At 44.8% G+C, this 23375-nt stretch carries 10 protein-coding genes; 4 read left to right on the forward strand and 6 right to left on the reverse strand.

The genetic code is table 11. The features are described from left to right. Nucleotides 1-44: 44 nt before the first annotated feature. A complete protein-coding gene (locus tag AB4263_RS00620) occupies nucleotides 45-3560 on the reverse strand; it encodes a hypothetical protein (protein ID WP_372097177.1) in 3516 nt (1171 codons plus the stop codon). A gap of 27 nt (nucleotides 3561-3587) precedes the next feature. Further along, nucleotides 3588-13982, reverse strand: a complete 10395-nt coding sequence (locus AB4263_RS00625; protein ID WP_372097207.1) for a hypothetical protein — start codon at nucleotides 13980-13982, stop codon at nucleotides 3588-3590. A 306-nt stretch (nucleotides 13983-14288) separates the two neighbouring features. On the opposite strand from AB4263_RS00625, the gene AB4263_RS00630 reads away from it, so the two are divergent. After that, nucleotides 14289-16148, forward strand: a complete 1860-nt coding sequence (locus tag AB4263_RS00630) for a helix-turn-helix domain-containing protein (protein ID WP_372097179.1) — start codon at nucleotides 14289-14291, stop codon at nucleotides 16146-16148. A 28-nt stretch (nucleotides 16149-16176) separates the two neighbouring features. Here AB4263_RS00630 and AB4263_RS00635 read toward each other — a convergent pair whose 3' ends face one another. Further along, nucleotides 16177-17043 carry a LysR family transcriptional regulator gene (locus AB4263_RS00635; RefSeq protein ID WP_372097181.1) on the reverse strand — a complete coding sequence of 289 codons (867 nt, stop codon included), beginning with the start codon at nucleotides 17041-17043 and terminating at the stop codon, nucleotides 16177-16179. A gap of 141 nt (nucleotides 17044-17184) precedes the next feature. Here AB4263_RS00635 and AB4263_RS00640 point away from each other — a divergent pair, with 141 nt between their 5' ends. Both AB4263_RS00640 and AB4263_RS00645 read left to right on the forward strand, forming a co-directional pair. Further along, complete coding sequence (locus tag AB4263_RS00640; RefSeq protein ID WP_347232041.1) at nucleotides 17185-17604, forward strand: nuclear transport factor 2 family protein; 420 nt, start codon at nucleotides 17185-17187, stop codon at nucleotides 17602-17604. 435 nt (nucleotides 17605-18039) lie between these two features. Beyond that, complete coding sequence (locus AB4263_RS00645; protein ID WP_050053016.1) at nucleotides 18040-18777, forward strand: HAD-IIB family hydrolase; 738 nt, start codon at nucleotides 18040-18042, stop codon at nucleotides 18775-18777. Nucleotides 18778-18817: 40 nt separating this feature from the next. On the opposite strand, the gene AB4263_RS00650 is transcribed toward AB4263_RS00645, so the two are convergent. From AB4263_RS00650 to AB4263_RS00660, 3 genes are all read right to left on the reverse strand, one after another. Next, a complete protein-coding gene (locus AB4263_RS00650; protein WP_017068050.1) occupies nucleotides 18818-19030 on the reverse strand; it encodes a TIGR02450 family Trp-rich protein in 213 nt (70 codons plus the stop codon). Between the two features lie 141 nt (nucleotides 19031-19171). After that, nucleotides 19172-21619, reverse strand: a complete 2448-nt coding sequence (locus AB4263_RS00655; protein WP_017060333.1) for a molybdopterin guanine dinucleotide-containing S/N-oxide reductase — start codon at nucleotides 21617-21619, stop codon at nucleotides 19172-19174. 22 nt (nucleotides 21620-21641) lie between these two features. Beyond that, nucleotides 21642-22736 (reverse strand): NapC/NirT family cytochrome c, encoded by a 1095-nt coding sequence (locus AB4263_RS00660; protein ID WP_372097184.1) that lies wholly within the window; start codon nucleotides 22734-22736, stop codon nucleotides 21642-21644. 307 nt (nucleotides 22737-23043) lie between these two features. Here AB4263_RS00660 and AB4263_RS00665 point away from each other — a divergent pair, with 307 nt between their 5' ends. Next, entirely contained in the window at nucleotides 23044-23319 is a 276-nt protein-coding gene (locus tag AB4263_RS00665) for a nitrogenase-stabilizing/protective protein NifW (protein ID WP_050645067.1), read from the forward strand. Nucleotides 23320-23375: the final 56 nt, after the last annotated feature.

The following is a 23375-nucleotide window of genomic DNA, read 5'->3' on the forward strand; positions in this document are numbered from 1 at the left end:
TTTGAATTCTCAACTCTTAACTTTCAACCCACTTTGGGGCATGCTTAGATCTTACCGACTAAGTTAATAAACACGCCGGATGCGTCGTAGTCGTCATCATTGGTTAAGTCACTATCAAACGCAGAGAAGTTATAACCAATCCCCATTTTGAAGTTCTCGCCGATGTGCTTGTTCACCGAAACTAACGCACCGTGTTCTAGCTCATCGTTGAGTGTGTCTGTTTTCCAGTGGTATTCACCCGTCACATCCCACTCTTTCATCACACGGTAAGAAGCGCTTAATCCGTATAGGTCGATATCGCTTTTAACCAGCTCATTCGAACCAGATGCTCGTTCAAAAGCTTGCTGTTTGTCTTTATGGGCGTACTTAGTACCGATATCCCAGTGTTGGTCAATCGAATAGATCGCCTCAACTTCAATGATCTGACTGGTTTCGTCTTGATAATCCACATCGCGATCCAGTTGGTCGAAATCTGCAATATAGGTGTAGCGGCTCAGTAAATTGAGTCGATCGTTGTAGATCGGACGATACGCGAGGCCGCCAGTGGCTTCGGTAAATTGCGCCATGGTTTCGCCCGTAGTCTCGCTTTCGGTAATGGAGTAGTTGTACTTGCCGAACAATGTGTACTCTTCCGTTAAGTGATGCGTGTAACGGTTGGTCGTCACGATTTGTTGCAGCTCTCGCTGAGCGATGTCAGGGTCGTCTTCACTCTTATCCACTCGATATTCAAATTTGTGGCTTAGGGTGATGTCATCTAGGTCAATTGAAGCATTGAAGCTGATGGACTCACGCTCTGTGGTGATGCTCTGGTCATCTTCAATTTCCCCAAGCTGATAACCGATCCCCATCTCGACATCTTCCGTCACATCGTAGCCAAAGCCGTACGAGTCGATACGGCCATGACCATCATTTTCATCAACAAACTGGTTCTCTTGGTAAAAATCGACACTGCTGGTGAGGTCTGCACGCTGACCAACAATCACGTTGTTTTGGCCTTCGTAGTTATCATCTACATAAGTTACGTAGGTTGAGTGGTCATCGGATACATCGTAAGTCACAGTCGCTTCTGCTATTTGGCCTCGGTCGCCATCGGTGTATTCGCCACCAAGAGACAAGTCTTCCAACACTTGGAATTCAGCACCAATCGACGCGCTGTCGTTTTCATCATAGTCATCCGACTGGTCGACGGTCTTTTGCCCTTTGACGTAAACGCTGTTCTCACTGTCCCACATGTATTCCAAACGCACACCCGCTAAGGTGGCATCACTGTGCTCGTCGTTTTGGTTAAGCTCTTCAGTTTGTTGCCCTGCCGCCGAAACCTTAATGTGCTCGGTGATTTTGACTTGAGTCTCGATCTCAATCGTTTCAGTATCTGTTTCTAGATTACCATCGACATCGCGCTCTTCATTGGTCGAGAAGCGAGAGAGAACCGCCAAGCGATCAGTAGCTTGTAAACGAACTTCAGCACCGTATGCCTCTTGCTCTAAATCATCGCTGCTGCTTGCGTAGCTGTATCCCGCGTCTTTGTCTCGGTACCAAAGCTTAAGGTCATTGCCAACGGCACCAAAAATGGTTGGAGCAAGATCATAAAGGCTAGTCACAGCCGTTATTTGGATACTGTCACCCTCGCGATCTTCTAACGTATCGCCAATTGGCGTAAAGGTTAAACCACCATCGGTAGAGACGAAATTCGACTCGGTTTGCCTGCCTTCACTGTGTGCAAACTCAGCCTTAATGTAGGTACCTTCTGTTGCACGCAACGTTAAGTCCGTACCGTAAGACTCGTAGTCTTGGTTGTCCTTTTCTTGAGTTGCATACGTCACGCCAACACCAACGTAATCGTTGATCCAACCTTTAGCACGACCACCGTAAGACATCGCATCTAATGAATCTGAACCTTGTGGAACATACTCATAGTCGACAACCAGAAAGTTTTCGTAGTCGTCTCCGTTTTCAATCACGCTGCCAAAGCTGTCGGATAGGATGTTGTCGAGTGGCTTGGTCAAAATAATTCGACCTTGGTACGGGTCAAAGTCATAGTCGACGCCCGGCTCAAGTGGGATTTCATTCTGCACTAGGCCAGATTCATCTTTTACTTTGACGTAAACTTTGTCACTTCCCGGTACCGCTTCACCATGACGAAGGAAGTACAGAGAGCCGCCTGTACCCAAGAACTCATCGTGTGCATACAACGAATCTGCTTCTGCGGTAAAACCGACCATGTTCAGACGATCTTCACCGTATTGTGTAGTATCGCGAGTGCGATAATCAGCTTTGAAACCATAGAGGCTACGGTTGTAATCGTTGTTCTCAGTGCCTGTTAAACCCGTGTTGTAGTTACCCCACAAGTATTGAGACTTATCGTATTCCACATTGAGGTAAACCTTGCCCTTGGTGTTGACCACTTTTTCGATGTTTGAGCTGTCACCATAGTTACCGTAATAAAGCTCATCGTCGTCTTCGAGGATATCGAACACATCCGAATCGTCTGAGGCGAACGGATGTTTGAACATGTCTTTGATTTCACTTTCTCGCGTATCAAAGTGAGTGGTTACACGAAGTTTGTCGCCAAATTTACCCTGACCAAAGTACGCTAAACGACCTTGGTTATAGATGTCATTTTGATACTGGTCATCGACACTTAATGCATCGCTATTACCAGACACATTATTCTTACCAACATAAAGATCAGCCAAACCGGTTTGTGCGTAGTACGTATCTGGAATACGAACGTACAGCTTGTAACGACGTTCATCACCGTTATCAAACACAACCTTGGTAGGGAAAATGTAGGAGTCTGTTGGTAAGTACTGCTCTGCATATAAGTTGCCATCTTCGACATCAAATTCATCTTCACCGATGATGACTTTATCTACGCCTTTCAAGCCAGTGCCGATGAACTTCGCTAAACCCGCATTGGTCGGGATGTTGTGACGCATCAGCTTTGCCTGTCCGTAACTTTTACCTTTGCTCTCTTCATCGTCGTTATCGTTTCGGTCGATATCGACTTCAGAGTCCGGCTTAACTAAGTCAGTCACACCAACGGTGGTCACATCCATGTTGCCATCTTTGTCCCACGCTTTTAGGCGGAACATCAGCTGCTCACCGACCTCAAACTGATAATCAACATCAGTTTGACCATCCCAATTGATGTCAGAGTCGTTCGCCAGTTTATCGCCTTCAAGCACAGCGATTGGCTCAGACAGACCAAAGTCACCCACTCGGTACACTTCCAACTGGTACTTTTTGATGTAGTAACCGTAGTTGGTGGTAATGGTGAAACCGACGCTGTCACGCAGTGTGCCTTGTTCGACTTCTAATTCATCGCTGACACTGACATCTAATACTGGGTCAAAGCGAGTGATGTCACGGCTTGCCCAAATAGCGCCTTGCTCTAAGTAAATACGCGAGCTGTCTTGGTCTTGGTTCGGCTTGGTGATTTCAATGCCAGTCGTCTCAGAACCGAGTTTTTCAAGCTTACCTGTGTCTTTCGCTACCGCCATCACAGGAATGGCCGTTAACACACACGTCGCTAAACGAGACTTACTAAATACTTTCATACAATTTCCAGTTACGGTTCCAATGGCTTACTTCTGTTCACTTTGTTGGTCTTTGCGATGAACGCTAAAGTTGAACTTGGTGAGCTTGTTCGGGGTAATTCGCAACACTTTTGGGTTTTCGCTCACCACTTCCATGGAGGTGGAGAGCGAATCAGTGTCCAACTTCACGAGGAAGTTCTTACCTTTCTTATTGAGTACCCATTGGTCGGGCACGTGGTAACGACCGTACTGGTCTGTGTAAATAACGATTCCCTCAACCGTCATCAACTTAACGCCCGGAATACCATCTTCGTAAATACCTTTGTTCTCGATAACGATTTCCCACAGGTAATCCTCGCCATCGCGATATAGGTTTCTGGTTACATTGAGGTTTTCCGCGCTCAGTCCCTTTTTCTTGTCCGATTCATGCTTAAACTGAATCTGACCTTGTGCGTCGAACTCGATACGAGAGCCCGCATCGGTTGTGACGTAGAAATCAAAGCTTTGCTGTGTGCGAGTTTTAAATTGAATCACCACTTTGCTGGTTTCTGGCAGTGTTCGGTTCACTGAATGTCCCCAAAGGTCACCAAGCTCCAAACCTTGTTCAAGTGCAGTGGTTATCGCACCATCTTGAATAGCAACGTCTTGACCATCACGAATGATGTGCGTCGAATCAGCGATGTAGCCTTGTGTTGCTAAGTTCGCAGTTAGCTCAACATCAAACGCGGTTGCATCAGCTTGGAATCCATCTTTGTTATGATCTTCAAAAACTTTACCGATGATCGATGAGGTATCGAACACCTTGTCCGGCTCAATGGTCACTTTGGCGGTGTCTTCATTAGAAACAGCCGAGCCATCAACCTTCGCTACTGCGGTGTTGATGTAATCACCAAAAGTGGCACCTACCGAGACACGCAATAAGTAACGAATACGCAGCTTCTCGCCCGGATCAAAGTTCAACGATGTGAACATTAACTTGCCCGTATCTGATGGATCTTGAGAGATAACCTGATCGTCTTCCGTACCGAACTCACCATCAATGCCGCTTAGCACAACTTCTGATGTATCCACGATGTATTTCAGACCACCTGGGTAACGGTCTTCCACAGTCACGTTCTTAAAGTAAGATTCATTGTTGTTCTCAACGATGATCTCGTACTCAACCGCATCACCCACTTGCGCGGTATCTTGCAACGCAGACTTGGTCAGCTCCAACTCTCCAGAATTATCAGGAATCTTCTTGATATGAGTAGTTACACTGTCGCTGGTTTCGGTACCGTCAGATTCGGTCGCCGTAAAGGTATTGGTAATGTCGTCATCCAAGCCCTTACCTAGCGTACCCACGACCTCAAACGCGTAAGCATTTCGTTTGTTGGATTTCAGGTTAACGGTAGTGTCTAAGTCTTTATTCGACGGGAAAGAATGACGCTGAATAACCGCGCCTGAGTCGTCGACTTCCACACCTTCAATTGTCCAATCGATAAAGACTTTATTACCTGTGCTGTTTTGTAGTCCACTGATCTCATCGGTTAGACGAACATTAGCCGCGTTACCTTGACCGTTGTTGGTCACGGCTAAGTAATAAGTGACACTGTCGTCATCTTCGGTGTATTCAGGCTTATCAGAACGTTTTTCAACAACCAGATCAGCACCCACTGGCGGCAAATCCAAAGCAGATACTTGATCTGCCACTGCCTGCATCGAGGTTTCAGAGGCCAACATGCCTTTAGAACGAGCGCGCATCGCTGGGCTACCAGTTAAGTCGAGGTAGTATCCAAGCACATCGATATTAGTCAGCATGTCTTCGTTGACCGTCAATGTGAACGTGTAATCAATCTTGCCGCCCGGCGATATGTCGACCAAGGTGAACAGGTCTTTGTCGTCATCAAAGGTGCCAGGTTGAGTTTCAGCCCCTTCTGATGTTGCCGTTAGTGTCCATTCATCAAACGCATTACTAAAATTACCATCAATATGATCACCCATGGATTCAGAGAACTGGGTGTAAAGCGCGACATCTTTGGCTATACCTCGGCCTATGTTTTGCACCACTAAGTGATACTCAACCTGCTCTCCCGGCACGTAATACGGGGCATCGGTAAACAGCTCAGCTTGAACCACAGCCGCAACTGTTTGAACTGGAGGACTGATAACATCGCCGCCATCTACTTGCGCAGTATTAATGATGTGTCCGGTCGCGGTATCGACTACGGTGCCTTTTGAGCGGAACACAACTGTGCCGTGCGGTGCAATATCCACACTGTACTCAATCGGGCTAATTTGCTCCGTCGTCGTTCCTACCGTGGTTGACTCAACAACCAAAGAAGTGGTTCCAGCAACAAAAGCAGGCCCAGTGGTACCATCGTAATAGCCCACCTCTATCGTGCTCATGTCATCGACAACACTTAAATCGCTGATGTAGTTGTTAGAGGTGTTTTCAATGGTAATCAAGAATTCCAGCTCACCACCCGGCTCATACTCGGTTTGTACGTTAGTTTTCGTCGCAACAAACTCAGAGTCTTTCGGTGTCATGACTACCGTTGAGTCTTGTGGTGTTCCGTTATAAGTGATGGTTGCCGTGTTACTGATATCGCCAATCGCCGTCGTACGAATCAACGCCTTAACATGGAATGTCACGGTACTTTGTGGCGCCACATCCATACTCACATCGATATCTTCACTCAAGTCGAACGTCTTGGGAGTGACAACAGAGCGATCATCCGAGGCGTCAAAGCTCACTTCCCATAGTAGGAATGCCGACTCTTGTTTATCCGCGGTCGTGTCGACTTGAATGTCACTGATGATGTCTTGAAGTTGAACACCAGATGCAAACGCATCAGAGCTGTTGGTTACGGTGATGTCGTAGTTAATCAGCTTGGTTACTTCATACGATGGCGTATCAACCGTCTTCTTGACCGAAACCGTCGCCAACACTGGTGTACTGGTAGCACTGTCATCAAATGTTGTGCCGTCAAAGGTCGCTGATGCGATGTTAGTAATATCGCCTGTCGCCAACGGATTAGTCGCAACTTGAATAGTGAAAACAATACTGTCTTGAGGCGCAATATCGAGCGTCTCATGAAGGTCTTCACCACGGGTTGCATCCGGTACTGGGGTTTCACCGGTTGTCGATACCGCCGATATTTGGATTGAAGCAGGGTCAAAAGCTTGTTCAGTCGTACCACCTGCAATCGTGGTTTCAACCGACTTCAGCGCATCTTCAATAGCAACATCTTCAGCCCAACCTAAGCCGTTATTCTTAACAGTCACGGTGTACTGAAGTGTTTCTCCCGGAAGGTACTCTGCTTTATCGACATCTTTAGTGATCTCAACTTGCGCATCTTCTGGAATGTAGGTCGCGTCTGCAGAGTGCTCACCGTCGTCGCTATCAACTTTAACGACGTTAGTGATCTCGCCTTTGGCCTTATCATTAACAGTGTTGGTCACGACAAATGAATAACTGTCACCCGGGTGAATGCTGTAAGTCGCACTATAACCCTGTGCGTTATTAACCACATCTTTGCGAGCGTTCAGGGCTGGAGCGCCACTGCCATCAAGCTGTTCGTCGCTAATGATCCAATTACCTGTCAACGCTTGCTCTTGATCTGGGCTGTTAGCCACCTCTGTCATGATGGTATCGATGCGATCCGTCAGGACTTGATCGACAAGGTAACCTTCACCTGTGTTAGCCACGGTGATCTTGTATGAGATAGGTTGACCCGGTTGATACTTAGCATCAGGTTCTGCAATTGGCGTCGTTTCTTTGGTTAGAACCAATTGACCCGACTTCGGAGTGATAAAGCCTTCTCGTAAGCGAGCGATCTTCGAATCGTCCAAACCATGTCGTAGATAAGCCGTATTGGTAAAGCGCCCAATCGCATCATCACGAACCTTGCCTTGAACGTGAATACGGACAACTGTGTACTTATCACCGCCACCCGTACCGGCATCGTCACGCCCTGCCATCTTGATCGATTCAACAGGTAAATCGATGTCAGGACTGTTTTGACCAACTAGCTTATCTAACTCTGAGAAATCATTAGCGTCAGGGTCTGACGGCGCCGAGTTATAAAGCACATCGTAATCAACCGTCCATTCTGTCAATGCCGTTTTCATTGAGCCGTCGACGGTTTCGACTTCAAAGCCGCTGATGATGTCACGAATCGAAAACAGGCCAGAATCCACATCGTCATTGGTGATGTCGATGTAGTAATTCACTGTTCCACCCGGCACGTACTCAGGCGTATCCGTCCATTTATCAATCAGGATATTCGAGCGGCCCGGATCAAGTACGATGTCGTTGGTGTTATCACCGTTCACTTGCGCCGTGTTGGTAATAGTGCCTGTCGCTGAAGTCGACACGGTGCCTTTCACGTCAAACACAATACGCTCACCAGGACGAAGATCGACAGTTGCATTCAATGGTACGCTACCGTTGTAGTTACCTTGCACGTCATAAGTGCCAACAGGTTCAACCGCAATAGCCGTTGTCCAGCTAGAGAACGCATCATCGCCATCTTCGGTTTTAATGGTGTGAATCGCATCAATAACGCTCACGTCATTTGCGATGCTATCGCCTGTGTTATCTAACGTAACTTGATACTCAACATCACCACGTGGTGCGTAAGTACAACCGCTGCCATCGTTTGAAGGAACAGAACACCCTGCCGATTCACCATCGGTATACACCAAGGTTTTGAAGTAATCGAGTTCAGCATCTTTAGGTGGTATCACTTGCGACGTTGCAGAGTCACTTCCTGCGGTCACTTGGTTCGCATCAATCGTGCCCAAAGCGTCGTCACGAACGACACCGGTTAAGTTAAAGGTCAGCACTTCTCCCGCTGCAATATCGGTTTCAATATCAAGGTTGCCACTGGTGTTGTAGCTTGGTACATAGGTATCAATGTTGGCATCAATACCATTGCTGACTTCATGGATTATATCGCCAGAAACAAAAGCGGATTCCGTTTTACCGCCAATCACTTCGACTTGAATGTCTGTGATTGTGTCTTTGATCTGAATATCATTCGCCCAACCGTTTTCAGGGTTTGTGACTACAAATTCATACTCAACTTCGTCACCCGGAAGATAGGTATCACCATCATTGAACGGGTTGCCGTTGATCGACACCACACGTTTTTCAACACTGGTATTATTTTCAAGCGGCATTAAATTCGCTGTTCGAGCACTACCGTCATACGTCGCTTTATTTTGAATGTCACCCAATGCATCTTCACGAATTTGAGCATGAATAGTGAACGTTAGGCTTTCTTGAGGCGCGATAACAATTTCGTTATCAATATTGATGTTATTGCCCGGAACAAAGTCAATCGCGTCGGTAATAGAGCCTGTCGCAGCCGTTTTATCTAGGCTAACTTCCCAGCCAGCCAAGAACGGTTGTCCAACAGGATCACCACCTGAAGTGGTGCTGTCTTCTGCAATACGAGTTTGAATTTCCGAAATCGCATCTTCTAGGCGAGAACCATACTCAATACCATTACCCGTGTTCTTAATTTGAACTCGGTAGTAAACCTCACTTTCACCAGCGACTTGAGAATACTCAGTCTTTGCCGAGGAGAGGCCTGCGTCATAAAATGCTTTCTTAGAGAACGAAATTTCAGGCTCAGCCATCTTTGCAGGTGGAGATACGGCAATTAGTTCATTTCCGTCATCTTCATCGATGTACGCTCGGTTAGTGAAAGAACCTACTGCTTTCGGACTGATTTTGGCCTTGATGACGTAACGCACAAACGATGACAATACTACACCGCCAAAGTTGTCTGCCGATATATCAAAGTGCGTATCAATCGGTTGATTGTCTTTAATCGAGTTATCTACATCAGGATCTGAAATCCCCGATCCATCAGCGAAAGTTTCAATCGTCCAACTATCAAACGCCGAACCGCGAGTTCCATCGTAGTATTGAGTCGTTATCTGGTCGATATCATCACGCAGGCTAATGTCATCAACGTGCGCCGATGCGATGTTCTCGATTAGGATTTCATACTCGATGTAGCCGCCAGGCATGTAATTGGTAGCACCAACCAACTCATTACCATCCGTGTCGTAGTAAGCCAGAATGTTTTTTTCGTAATCAATTTTGCGACCAGTTTGCGAAATATTATGAGATATCGTGTCGCCATCGACGGTTAGAACGTTAACAACATCGCCATTGGCTTTGTCATTGATGGTCGCAACAACTTGGTACTCAAGCTTAGCGCCCATCGGAATATCGGCTTCAACATTTAGGTTACTGTTGGTTGATGTGTAAACATTGCCAGCACCTGCGCCCGCATCCACATACTCAGAATCAGTTCCAGTTGCGATCGATGTGATGGTCCAATCTGAATACGCTGGTCCTGTATTACCATCCACTAAGCTGACCGTAATATCTTCGAGGTTATCGACGATTGGAATATCGTGAGCGTTACCTTTGCCGTCATTCTCAATCACTAAGTGATAGGTCACGGTTTGAGCGGGCTCGTACACCGCTTCATCAGTCGTTTTATCAAAATCTAAATGGTAGTCATCGGGAATCACGACGGTATCTCGATAATGAATATCACCGACCGCATCCGGTCTTACGGTACCTGTTACTGTGTAAGTCACGTCTTCGCCAGCATCGATATCAATCGAGGTTACGATGTCAGTGTCGTTCGCAACATCACCGTCTTTGGTACCATCTGTTGTACCCGCGTTCGCAGGATCGCTCTTAGCAACCGCCACCGTAAACTTGTTTGAACCTACCGAATCATCGAAAAATGGATTACCTGAATTGCCATCTTGTAGCTCCACTGATATGTCATTAATCAGTTCGTTAACGTCTACGTTGTTTCGATAACCATGTCCATCTTGAGAGTTGTACCTAATGGTATAAGTCAACTCATCTCCCGGAGAGTAGCGGTTAATGTTAGTAGTGCGAACAACGCCGCCGTTATTATGTACCTGATGGTTTTCAGCCACGGCACGTTTGGCATACTCACAATCGTCAGTACAACCGGCATTATCATCATGAATCAGCACGGCTTCGTTGCGGATTATGCCGCCGTCTCTGTCCGCTACACCGTTAGATACCGCATTGTCTTTGACATGCGCCTTAATACGCACCGTGACAAAGTCTTTGGCCGGAATTGAAACTGGGAACTCCACATCTTCAGTCGTTTGAGGGCCGAAACCAGAGCCAGTATCAACAGACCAATAGTCAAACGGGTTTTGATTAAGAACATCTTCTACTTCACCATCTTTATCATTCGCTAGCGTAGTAGTGATCTCACTCAGGCGATCCATGAAGATAAGATCGGTCTCATCAGTGTCGCTGTTATTGCCAATAACGATGGTGTAGGTGAGATCTTCACCCGGCGTGTAGCGGACAACATCGGTCGTTTTGGCTAATGAAACATTGATGTCATAGGTACTGTGTGAGTTATCTATTTGAGCGGAAGAGCTGTGGTCACGGTCTGTAATAGGATCGTAAACATCAACACGGTTCGATACTTGTTCTTCTTCATAGTCAGACTTAACAATGCCGCTCACCTCATAGTGAACCCACCCTCCGGGAGTGATATCAACGTCGGTATCGATGTCAGTGTCGTTAGCAATGTCACCGTAACGAGAACCCGGTTTATCTGTGTTGGTCGAACCTACAATTGTCCAACTATTAAAGAAGTTAAGCGCTGAAATACTATCTTGTACCGTTGCGTCATTTGCATAGCCAACACCGCGGTTATAGATATAAATATCGAACGTAGCGCGCTCACCTACAACAAAGTCGGTATTTTGAGCGGTCTTAGCGACTACAAGATTCGGCTCGCTAGGATAGGTACGTACCGTATCCGATAGATTAGTATCTGGTCCCGTCACTGTTGCGGTATTGGTGAATGCTCCCCAAAGAATCTCACTGTCGACACTGCGATCGAGTGTCCCAACAATGGTATAAGTAATCGTCGCACCTGGCGGGAGCTGAGCGGTGGCATCCAGATCATTGTTATCCGAGAACGATCCAGGGTCAGTCACGGCTTTCACCCACGGGGAGTCTGCCTCTCTTTCTGCACTGATCGTCCACGAAGAGAACACGGGCTTGGTTTCACCCGGCTCGTGAAGTAACTCTGCTTCTATGGTACTGATTTCATCTTTAACATTGATGTTAGAGGCGAAACCGTTCCCTGCTGGGTTGGTAATGCTAATCGTATAAGTGACAGTATTGGTGGTGTCGGTATACGCGTTTTGTTCGTCATGACCATCAACACGCTTATCCAATACTAAGTAGTAATCTCGTGGGTATGAGCCTCTATCGGAATAAAGTACGCTGTCAACCGTCACTTCATTACGGATTTCATCATCGGCAATGGGGTTTACGATCGCGGCAATGCTATAAACGAGCTTATCGTGTGGAGCTAGCTTTGCCTTCACATCTAAGATCTTTTGATTCTTCTGATTACCTTCTATGTCATCAGTAAAGCCGGGATCACTGTTTGTCGAAATTGAGCCGTCAGAGGCATAAGATTTCGCAGTAATAATCCAGCTCAAATACGCTTTAGTCGGTGTATCATTAATAGACTGAGTCATGACAGAGACTAAATCATCATAAACCGGTATATCAATCGCATAGCCGTCACCGTTATTCTCTACCGTGATGTCGTAGTTCAGGGTACCGCCAGCTGAGTAGTAACGAGAATCCACTTCCTTTTGGACCTTTAATTTCGAGTTTGGCATTTGGACGCCAGAACCCGACTCGCCTAAATTATCCCCTAAGCACAAGCCGGCATCGGTACCATCATCAACAATCTGCCCCACACTGGTGTCTGCCACTTTTGCGGTCAGCTTATAATGAACGAAGCCCTCAGGTGCGAGGTCGACTTTCAAATTGATGTCGTTTGTTGTCCAAGTATTGTAATTAAATGAACCATAATTCGATCCTTCACCACTTCTATCAGCGACTTCAAGCTTCCACTCGGAAAATGCTGAAGCATTAGAGCCATCCGCTTGCTCTGTCACGATACAAGCAAATTTATCGACAACTTCGATATCGTTGGCGAAGAACTCTGTGTCCTTGTTAGAAATAACAATGTCATAGACCACTTCGTTATCACCGACTATCCCCGGAACATAAGTCGTATCTGTGGTGTTCTTATTACGTGTAATTTGACTTGATGACGTCGTCAGAACGTCTTTCGAATCGAGAATATTGGCCAAAGCATCGCCAGAATCTGCGTGGCCATCAGCATCAACCACTCGGGCTGCAACTTGGGGAATTTGACCAATAGACACAGGGCTAACGTCCACCACAACGGAATAAACAATCTGCTCACCGGGATAGATAGACACTTTGTCTTCTAGTGACTTGTTGGACTCCTTTCCAGATGCATTGAGTTCAGAAAGGCTATTAGAACCGATCGAGGTCACTTCATTGGTCCAAAAATCGTAAGGGTTACCAACCGTGTCAGTTGCGTTCTTTTCGTTGCTGACATCGTTGCCTAGATCGGTTTCAAGATCCGCAAGAAACTGCTGAACCGAATAATGGTACGCGATACCAGTGTTTGCTTGATTAGCAACCGTGACCGTATAGGAAAACTCATCGTCGACTAGGTAGTTATCCGATTGGTTCAAGGTATGTGTCAGGGTGATACTAGGCTCAGTGGGTGGAGTGATAACCTCATCAACTGTGACCAAGTCATCGCGTGTTTCAGCGATTATACCGTCATTAACGATGTCGCCGACTAAATTGTCGGCAACGGTCGCTTTAATTTCGTAAGTCACAGAACCGCCTATATCAATCGACGCATCACTTACTGATAAGTCCCCTGATTCGGCGAAGGTGCCTGGATCGCTTTTGCTGCCTTCAACCTTGGTGGCAGAGTTAACGTTGTCAGTAAAAGCTTGTTGCAAAGCCCCTTCAATATTGAGTGCCTTTATATCTGAAATGATATCTTGAACGTCGAGCGCCTGAATAAACGTATCGCCAGTATTCGAAACCTTAATCTTATAGGTGAGTTTGTTATTGAGTTGATAGTTCGCTTTATCGACCGAAACAACAACATCATGTTGATACACACCACGCTGAATGGATTCTGTATTTGATTCAACAGCATCCAATAGTCCAGTGCTCGCACTTGCGAAGTTATCAATCGTACCGGCTGCGTTAGCAGAAACGGTGGCGACCATGGTGTAGGTCACTGACCCACCAGCCGCAATACGCACACCTGATGCATCTAAGTTTCCGAAGCGACTGTAATCACCTGGAGATGACAGGAAGGAGGATTGCGCTTGAGTCGAGACTTGCGAGAACGCGCTGACATTATTCCCTTGGTCATCTGTCGTTAAGATATTTAACAGCTCATCCTTAACGTCCAACTCAGCAATAGCTTTATCCGACTCATTCGTTAAAACAAGCGTATAAGCCACCTCTTGGTCGTTGTCGTAAGACGCGCTGTCAACAGACAGATCCATAACAAGACCCGTTGTGTCCGCATAGGAGGCAAATGGAATCAATAAAATAGATAAGAAAAAGGCAAGGTTGTATCTGAACATTAACGCGCACTTCACAGTAGATTGACAAGTGTCTAGGCAAAAAGCCATAGATTTGACGTCACTAATTTGGCACTTAGCCTATTAGGGACATGCGCAACATACAGTTCAAATAATCCGAACAATTAACATCTGTAAAAAACAAATTACTGAAGATGTTAAATAGAGAATCTGATGTCTAAATTAGAATCAAGACATTGAGTTAATTATCAGAAGGTTAATGTTTTAATGAGTGAGTTTTCACAGTTGTTACGTAACTTCAGAAAGGAACTTCAATTTACACAAACAGAGTTTGCAACCTACTTAAATCAGCTGGACGACGAGTTTAATGCGGTTGACGTCGTAACGATAAATCGTTGGGAAAACAGTAAGGTAAAGCCTAGTACATACAAAGCACTCAAGATCTTACAGTACCTTGGCGGAGATTTGTTTGAGACAATAAAGAGCTTTAAATCCGAACAAAAAGACACACTAATCGAACTGTTTTTAAACGAATCCTATGGCTCATTTCAAAGTAGAATTTCAGCTCTATCAGGCCTGAATCAACAACAAGGCAAACGCAACTTTAAGTCACGGCCTTTAATGTCAGAGCCGTGTGACACTGGCGTTATCGACAGAATCAAACTACTTTCTAAATTCACAAAAGTCGATATTTCGCCATTGGACCAAATTGATTTATATCTCTACTACTGTGAGAAAAAAGCACATGGTCACAAACTGATCAATGTAAATGGTGACATTGTGAGTCACAACGTAGGCTTTTTCTTTGAAGACCATCAATTTGAAACATTAAAAACTCAAGAGTTAGATCTAAGAATGGCCTGCTCTTTAAATTCAAGCAAAAGCATAAATTATTTTAATATAAGCTCACACTCAGAGACAAAAGATCATGTTATTGAGCATATAGTTTCAGATATACAGTTACTTTCTCAGAACAAAAACATTAAAAAATATTCTGTTTTAGTAAAAGACCCCAACATGATGAAACTCTTGAAGGGCGTGGGGTTTGAAGTATTTAAATTTTCAGAACCTTCTGCTAAAAAATGTAATATTACATTCAAAAATAAATATTATAGCTACTGTATATTAACGATTGATAAAATAGACTATCTGACGAATCGGAACGTAATGTCACTAATCAAAGATGAATATTCTACCATGATGAAATTTCCGCAATTACTGCGCGAAGCGCGCAAGAAATTGAAGTTAACGCAAAAGGATTTTGCGGCATACATTAATCACTTAGATGATGAATTCAGCTCTGTAGATGTCGTAACGATAAATCGATGGGAAAATAGCAAAGTAAAGCCAAGTAATTACAAAGCCCTAAAGCTACTGGACTGCCTTGGTCTGGACTTGTATACAACGTTGAAATCCTTTGATTCAGAAGATAACGAAGACAGTGCATTACTTGAAGACTTCCTTCGTGAGAGGTTCTTTTCGTTTCAAAGCCGAATATCGTCTATCACTAAAGGGGAAATAGAAGAAGGCTGCGACTGTCAGATCATGCCACTAATGACAGATCAGAATGACAAATCAGTAATAGATAGAATAAAGCTGATTTCACAATATACAAAGGTGGATCCTTCAGCTCTTGATACTATCGACCTGTTTCTCTATTGCAGTGAAAAAAAGGCGCATGGCAGAAAAATGGTCGATGTTAATGGCGATATTGTTAGTCATAGCCTAGGTTTTTTCTTCAACGAAGAGGTATTCGAGCAATACCAAAATAAACATCTACATATTAAGCAAGCCTGCTCTTTAGATTCTAATCATAACTTAAATTACATTGTGGTTAGCGGTCACTCTGAGAAGCGTGAACAATCTATTGCGAACCTGATTTCCGATATGAAGCTTCTTGCAAGAAATACTAAGATTAAAAAGTATTCCATGATCATAAAGAACCCAAGTGCATTGGAACTTATGAAGAACATCGGATTTGAAATATGGAAGTTTTCAGAACCAACAGAACAAAAGTCGAACATCACCTTCAAAAACAAAAACTACCGCTATTGCGTACTGACTATCGACAAGATCGAATTACTGAGTAATAAACATGTTATTTCTTTTATTAGTAAATATGGTTAAGCACCGGATTTTACCAACGATAGAAAGCTTATACTAAATTCTGCTTAAGCTTTTCTTCCAACGCTTGGATACACAGCTTGATAGCGATAGGCGTATTTGAAGCGAATGGGTTTAGCGCATAAACCGTGTTGGTCGGTAGTTGAAATGCTGGCATCATGTCGACCACCTCACCAAATAACTGAGGAATGCAGAAATCTGGAATCACACCGATACCAACACCTGATTTAATCAGTGCAAGGCAACTGTGGAACGAATTGGTGACGCAACTAGCTTGCTGTTGGTAGACAAAGTCCTGCTCAGTTTGAGAACTAAAATGATGAGTCACCTGCTTTCCCTGCCAAGAGTTTGCAATGTAAGGAATCGATTCAAGCTCACGTTCACGCATGCTTTCAACGCCACATAACACATCTTTAAACTCACCTAACCTCTTCTGCTTTAAGTTACTGTCACGAGAACTGCCCACTCGTACCGCGAGATCAATATCGTGCTCCATGAAGTCTAAATGCTGATCGTCGCTTATCAGTTCTGGCTTTAACTTCGGATATTGTTTCATCAGATCGGCAATAACAGGCGCTACCAATAAATCCATCAAGGCATTCGGAGCTGTGATACGAATCCGGCCTTGTGGCTCTTCTAGCTCGGCTTTTGCCATATCCCAAGCCGATTCAGCGATCACATTGATGTCTTTGCAACTCAAATAAAAGCGCTCACCCATGCTTGTCAAAGTTTGTCTTCGTGTTGTGCGTTTAAGGAGAGAGGCGCCTAACTCTTGTTCTAGAATTTTGAGATGTTGACTGACGACAGATTTAGACAACTCTAACTTTTCAGCCGCAGCCGAGACTGAACCCTGCTCTACGATATGAGCGAAAATCGACATCTGCTTTAGCTTACTCATTTTATTGTTCTCTTTTTACAAACAGTATTTTCTATTATCTCTGTTTTTCAAATCAATTTCCAAGACTAAACTCAATTCAACTTATCGAGATACCAAATCAAAAAAACAGTGCTCGAAGCAAGACTGTTATGGAGAAAGACAATGTTAGACAACCAAATTTTAGAAGCATGTAAGCAAGGCATTAACGCGTGGCAAAAGGCTTTCAACAACCAAGATGCGAAAGGTTGTGCCGATCAATATACTAAAAGCTGTGTAATGGAAGCGCGTCCATTTGGTACTTTTGAAGGTCATGAAGCGATTCAAGCATTTTGGCAAAACATCATCGACCAAGGTTTCAAAGACGTTGATTACACCGATGTAAAATGGGAAGAGCACACAGACGGCGGTTACATTCTTACCGCGAGTTGGACAATGAACAAAGCGTTTGGCGTTGTACATCATGAACATCAAGGTTCTTCGCTCGGTAAAACAAGGCAACAGACTGAAACCAGACCAGCAACAACAAGACCAAAAAATAAGCAAAAACAAAGCAAGTCACTGATAATAAAAGGGATAAATTAGATAAGCGTACGGCCAATATTATGTATTACGTAGTCGTAGATTATTGAATATTAATTTTACATTAGAGTAATTAATAGGCTGAATTAACCAACAAAAGCCATAATTAGTTCGTGCACAAACAATTCGAATACGAACTATTTATTAAGCTTTCATGATGTTTCCGAGGCGAAAGTTCGCTCGATAAAAAATATAAGATCAACTCTCAATCTCTACCTAAAAACCAAAGGTCAACCGGCTAAAGTCAGCGAGTTGAAATCAACCTTTTCAACCAAGAATTTTAATACGTCACACCAACTGTGATACTTGCTGCAAACTGCCAATTGGTGATTATCTAAGCTGAACTTCAACTTGTAGAGTGCTCATTGCTGAGCCATTCTTTATAAAAGAAATAAGCATTTTCCCGTGACGAAATAGAGAAAAAGACAAGGAATTCGAATGATAAAAATGTTGGTGTGTGACTTTGACGGTACGCTTGATGGAGGCTCATCTCACGGTGTTAACCAGCTATTTGATTACCTCACAGAACAACCTGATATTCGCTTTATCATCGCGACAGGAAGAACATTACCTTCGATTCGAATGGGTTTAGAATCGGATAACTACCCGAAGCCACACAGTATTATTAGCGATGTGGGCACCAAAATTCATCATGTTCATTCCCAAAAACCAGACCATGTTTGGCATAACCAACTGGAAGCTTCTTGGAACAAATCAAAGGTAGAGACGGCTCTCGCCCCCCTTGATTTTATGGGTGAGCGCATAGAAAACCATCAAGGCGATTACAAGATCACCTTTGAAGGAAAGCTTTCAGAGCCTCAACACGAACTGATTGAATCTAGCTTGGAGATGCACGGATTAGATGTTCACCTTACTTACTCTCATGATTGGTACTTAGATATCACACCAAAAGGCGTTAACAAGGCGACTGCGATTCACCACCTACTCGAACAACACGATTTGAGCGTTGCAGAAGTGTGCGTCGCAGGTGACTCAGCTAACGACACCTCAATGCTCACCATTGAAGGCGTAAACTCGATACTGGTTGCTAACCATTACCCAGAGGTTGCTCACCTATCGGATAGAGACAACGTATACACGAGTAGAGCAACACATGCTGAGGGTGTCTTAGAAGGCCTTAAATACTGGCAAGGCCGTGCAGCAGCGGGTAATTAGAAATAAGTAGAGGTGACCGACTGCTCCCTGCTTCCTATCCTTATTTCCAACCGGGAAGCCAATGATCCTTGTCGGTGAGATCCCGCCAGTTGATGTCTTCCTCTCGTTTGGTCATCACCGCTTCTATCAAACAACGAATAACCTCCCCTTCTTCAAACTCGACCTCTGTGACCATAAAGTGTTTTTCTTTCTTTACAGGGCTAACGGCCGTCCATTTACTGCGAAGTAGTTTCTTTGGATTGATTCGATTCATGAGTTAATTTCTCGCTTAGATGTCATTGATTATTATGGATTGTCTAGCCGACACTGAGTAATAGTCTTCGTCGCAAGAAAAGGATCAAAAAAAGCCAGCGATTAGGCTGGCTTCATTCAGTTAGCTATTACTTGTTAAAGATTAGCCGTTTTTAGGTGGATCAAATGCCGTGAGTTCTAATACTGGACCTGTGTATTTTTCAATCTTCACAAGCGCAGAGTTTGCAGCACAGCCATTCGCCAAACGAGAAGTCGGGATATCCAACGTAAGCACGTTACAGCCACCGTTTTTACATAGACCTGTGTCTTTATCTAAATCAGGCCAACCGCCTTCATGGATACATACAGAGCCTTGTTTGATGCCATCCGTCACTAATGCACCCACCAATACTTGTCCACGACCATTATGTGCACGAACCAAGTCACCCGTTTTAATGCCTCGAGCTTTCGCATCTTCAGGGTGAATTGAAATCGGCTCACGGTCTGCAATCGCATACTCTTCGCGGATCTTCGCGTAGTTGAACTGGCTATGCAGACGGTGCGCGGCGTGCGCTGTCATCAGTTGCAGTTCGCCATCTTTAGCGTTGCCTGTGTACTCTGTTGGTTCTAACCAAGTTGGGTGTGCAGGGCAATCATCTAGTTGGTAACCTTCAATGGTTCTTGAGAATATCTCGAACTTGCCACTTGGTGTACCTAGTGGGTTCATGATTGGGTTCTCACGAAAATCAGCGTAACGAACAAACTGTGCGTTCTTCTCGTTCCACTTCATCTCGATCAACTGATTATCTTCCCAGAACTTGCTGAAGTTAGGCATTACGATACGCTGACCACGACCACCTTGCTGTGCGGTTTTGTAAAAACCATACAGCCATTCCATCTCGGTCTTGCCTTCGGTGTACACATCACGACCACCCGGAGCAAGTAACTCAGACATGTCCGCAAATACATCGAAATCGTTACGAGCTTCACCTTGTGGCTCAACCACTTTCTTCATTGGCACTAAGTGTTGGTTACTGTAGTCACCCGTCATCGTCATATCATTACGTTCAAACGATGTAGTAATTGGCAGAACAATATCCGCGTGCTTAGCTGCTGCTGTCCAGTAAGGTTCTGAGATAACAATCAGCTCAGGCTTTTGCCAAGCTTTGATCAAGCGGTTGGTATCTTGGTGGTGAGTAAAGTTCGCACCGCCTGCCCACCAGATCATTTTGATCTCTGGGAACGTTAGGTTGTGACCATTGTGATGGTAGCTTGAACCCGGGTTTTCTAGCGCTTCAACAATACGCGCTACAGGGAATGCGTTCACAGATCCTGAAACAGCCCAATCGTTACCCGCCGAAGAACCACCGCCAAGTGACGCTGAAATCGCAGGAAGTACGCCTGCATCACGAGCAGGGTTACCACCGTTTGAGTAGTGGTAAGAAAGACCGAAACCACCACCAGGCAAGCCAACTTGACCTAGCATTGTCGCTAGCGTAACCAACATCCAGTGACGTTGTTCACCGTATTGTTGACGCTGCATACCCCAGCCAGACATCAGCATAGTACGGTTCTTACTGAAGATATCCGCAAGTAGCTCAAGCTGCTTCACTGGCACACCACAGATCTCAGACGCCCACTCAGCAGATTTTTCTACGCCGTCTTCCTTACCCATCAAGTAAGCTTCGAATACGTCGTAACCTGTTGTGTATTTACCCAAGAATTCTTTATCGTGCTTGCCCTGTTTCACTAACGTGTGTGCGATACCCATCATCATGGCTACGTCAGTCATTGGGTGAGGAGCAATCCACTCTGCGTTGTCACCAAAAAACTCGATAGTCTCAGAGCGCATTGGGTCAATCGCAATCACTGTCTTGCCCGACTTCTTCAACTGGTGGAAGAACTCAAGACCTGCACAGTCGGTTGAGCTCCAAGCGATCTTCAAGGTGTTAATTGGGTTTAGGCCCCAAAGTACCACCACATCACTGTGCTCAAGGATAACTGGGTAAGTCGTCTGCTGTTCATACACCTCAATCGAACCCACAACGTGCGGCATGATAACTTGCGCAGCACCTGTTGAGTAATCACCTAAGTGACCAGAGTAACCACCAGCCATGCTCATGTAACGTTGTAGAAGCGTTTGCGCTTTGTGCAGAACACCACTTGAACGCCAGCCATAAGAGCCTGCGAATACAGATTCCGCACCGTGCTCTTGACGAATACGTGAGTGTTGTTGGTGAATCAATTTGTACACTTCATCCCAAGAGATACGAACAAATTCATCACTACCACGTACACCTTCAGGTGCAGATGGGTTAGCCAAGTAGCCTTTACGAACCATAGGGTACTTAACACGCGCTTTGGTGTGTACTTGATCAGGGCCTGTGGTCTGCAGGCTATTTGGAACCGTTTGTGCCAGTGCATTCGTCGTCGACACTAACTTGCCATCTTTCACTTCACACAGCATTGGTCCCATACGACCTGATGTTAGAACACCAGAACCACGTTTGTCCGAAGCAATTGCGCTCATCGGCGTCAAAGATGTGAATGCCAACGCACCAGCTGTAATACCTGTGCCTTTCATAAATCCACGACGTGTCATATTAGTCATAATTTTATCCTTCTAATTCTCTTTAGTGACCAACAACGTCTTTCGCGTGGTTTTGGAAGTACTTAGTCAGCAGCTCAAGGTTTTGCTCAGAAATGTCTGTACGGTCGCCCATACTTTTCGCAACAGGTCCCCAAGCATTCACAGTGAAGTGGTTTGAAGGAATTTTCGCGTGACACGTTGCACAGTAAACGTTGTCCAACTCTTCTGCGTAAGACCAGATTGGGTCTAGTTTATCGACAACTGGAGAAGTGATATCACCCGTTAGCGCAACTGAACGCCACTCGTTACCGTAAGCATCGGCTTTATAGTCACCAGTAGTCAGTGCTTCTTGACCTTTGTCTGTCAATGTCGCAACGATTGCACGTTGGCCTTCACCGAAGTAAAGCACTTGCTCTGCACCTTTCATTTGGAATGCATTCAAAGTCACAGTACGGTTGTCGCCTTCAGCCTTAACCACTTGCAGTTCTGCTGTTGGGTTTACACTGCCGAAGTCACCCATTGCGATATCGGTTACTGGGTAAACCACTTTCGCATCTGCTGGCGTGTTTTTCGTAAATGCGATCAGGGTATCGAACGCTTTGCTATCTAGCTGAGCTTCAGGAGCAAAATGTGCAACGCCTTTGTGACAATCGATACACGTTTGGTTATTTTCACGACCATAAGCATGCATTTTTGCTGCATCACGAGATTGCTCGAACTCTTCCATTGCATCGAATTCGTGACAAGAGCGACAAGTCGCTGAGTCATTCTCGCGGAATTGAGCCCAAACTGTCTCAGCCATCTCTTCACGGTGTGCTTCATATTTCTCAGGCGTGTCTATCTTACCTGAAATAAATTCGTGGTAGATGTCTTTGGACGCTCTTACTTTGGTGATCACGTAGTCAATCGGATCAGTTGGAATGTGGCAATCGGCACATTCAGCTCGAATGCCTTTTGCGTTACTGAAGTGTACAGAACCTTGGTATTCTTTGTGGGGTGCTTCCATTGTGTGGCAAGAAACACAAAACTCAGTGCTCGATGTATAGTGCATAACGGCTGCAGTTCCCCCTAAGGTTAACCAGCCAATACCTATACCAACCACCGCTATTAGTGCGATATAACGTTTTTTTATTGTCATAATTCTTAATCATCTTCAACAATTGGTTACAATTAAGATCAGAATAGTACTTTAGGGGTAGATCAGTTTGATTTGGATCATAAATCGCATTCTGAGGAACAAAAATTGAACCTTTATGAGAACCCAAGGTCACTTCACGAAATTATTCCCCACCAGATACAATCACCCACCAAATAAGAAGCAGCGGTTAAATATTCATTATTGATTAATCCAACATCAACGAGACAAAACGGCTTTCTAAGTCAAAGAAGTAAATTGTAAATCTATTACAATATTGGCTATCTATTTTTCATAAACTCCTCACTCAATGAACCAAACAGAATTCCAACAAAAAATGGCGAGTTTCACCTCGATTGAACAAGCGCTTGATTACTTCGAAATTGGGTTTGATAGCAAGTTCATCAACCAAAATAGAGTCGAGCTTGTGAAACGCTTTAATGGTTATCTGATCCTATCAAAACCCGATGATTGGTTCTCAGGAAGAAGAGCGCTGAAAAACGCTTATTGTAAGGTTCAACGCAGCAAGTTAGATCGCCACACACGTTCAGCCTGTCGTGGGTGTACAACTTGTCAGCGTCGATAGATAGGAAGTACTGCTCAAAGTAGAGAACTAAAAAGTAGATAGTTGAAATAACATCT

This window comes from Vibrio sp. 10N.261.55.C5, assembly GCF_041470505.1.
GTDB lineage: Bacteria > Pseudomonadota > Gammaproteobacteria > Enterobacterales > Vibrionaceae > Vibrio > Vibrio crassostreae_C.

Excerpts from the sequence above, each read along its gene's own strand:
- AB4263_RS00620 (WP_372097177.1), bottom strand. The coding sequence starts at position 3,560 with ATGAAAGTATTTAGTAAGTCTCGTTTAGCGACGTGTGTGTTAACGGCC.
- AB4263_RS00625 (WP_372097207.1), bottom strand. The coding sequence starts at position 13,982 with ATGGATCTGTCTGTTGACAGCGCGTCTTACGACAACGACCAAGAGGTG.
- AB4263_RS00630 (WP_372097179.1), top strand. The coding sequence starts at position 14,289 with ATGAGTGAGTTTTCACAGTTGTTACGTAACTTCAGAAAGGAACTTCAA.
- AB4263_RS00635 (WP_372097181.1), bottom strand. The coding sequence starts at position 17,043 with ATGAGTAAGCTAAAGCAGATGTCGATTTTCGCTCATATCGTAGAGCAG.
- AB4263_RS00640 (WP_347232041.1), top strand. The coding sequence starts at position 17,185 with ATGTTAGACAACCAAATTTTAGAAGCATGTAAGCAAGGCATTAACGCG.
- AB4263_RS00645 (WP_050053016.1), top strand. The coding sequence starts at position 18,040 with ATGATAAAAATGTTGGTGTGTGACTTTGACGGTACGCTTGATGGAGGC.
- AB4263_RS00650 (WP_017068050.1), bottom strand. The coding sequence starts at position 19,030 with ATGAATCGAATCAATCCAAAGAAACTACTTCGCAGTAAATGGACGGCC.
- AB4263_RS00655 (WP_017060333.1), bottom strand. The coding sequence starts at position 21,619 with ATGACTAATATGACACGTCGTGGATTTATGAAAGGCACAGGTATTACA.
- AB4263_RS00660 (WP_372097184.1), bottom strand. The coding sequence starts at position 22,736 with ATGACAATAAAAAAACGTTATATCGCACTAATAGCGGTGGTTGGTATA.
- AB4263_RS00665 (WP_050645067.1), top strand. The coding sequence starts at position 23,044 with ATGAACCAAACAGAATTCCAACAAAAAATGGCGAGTTTCACCTCGATT.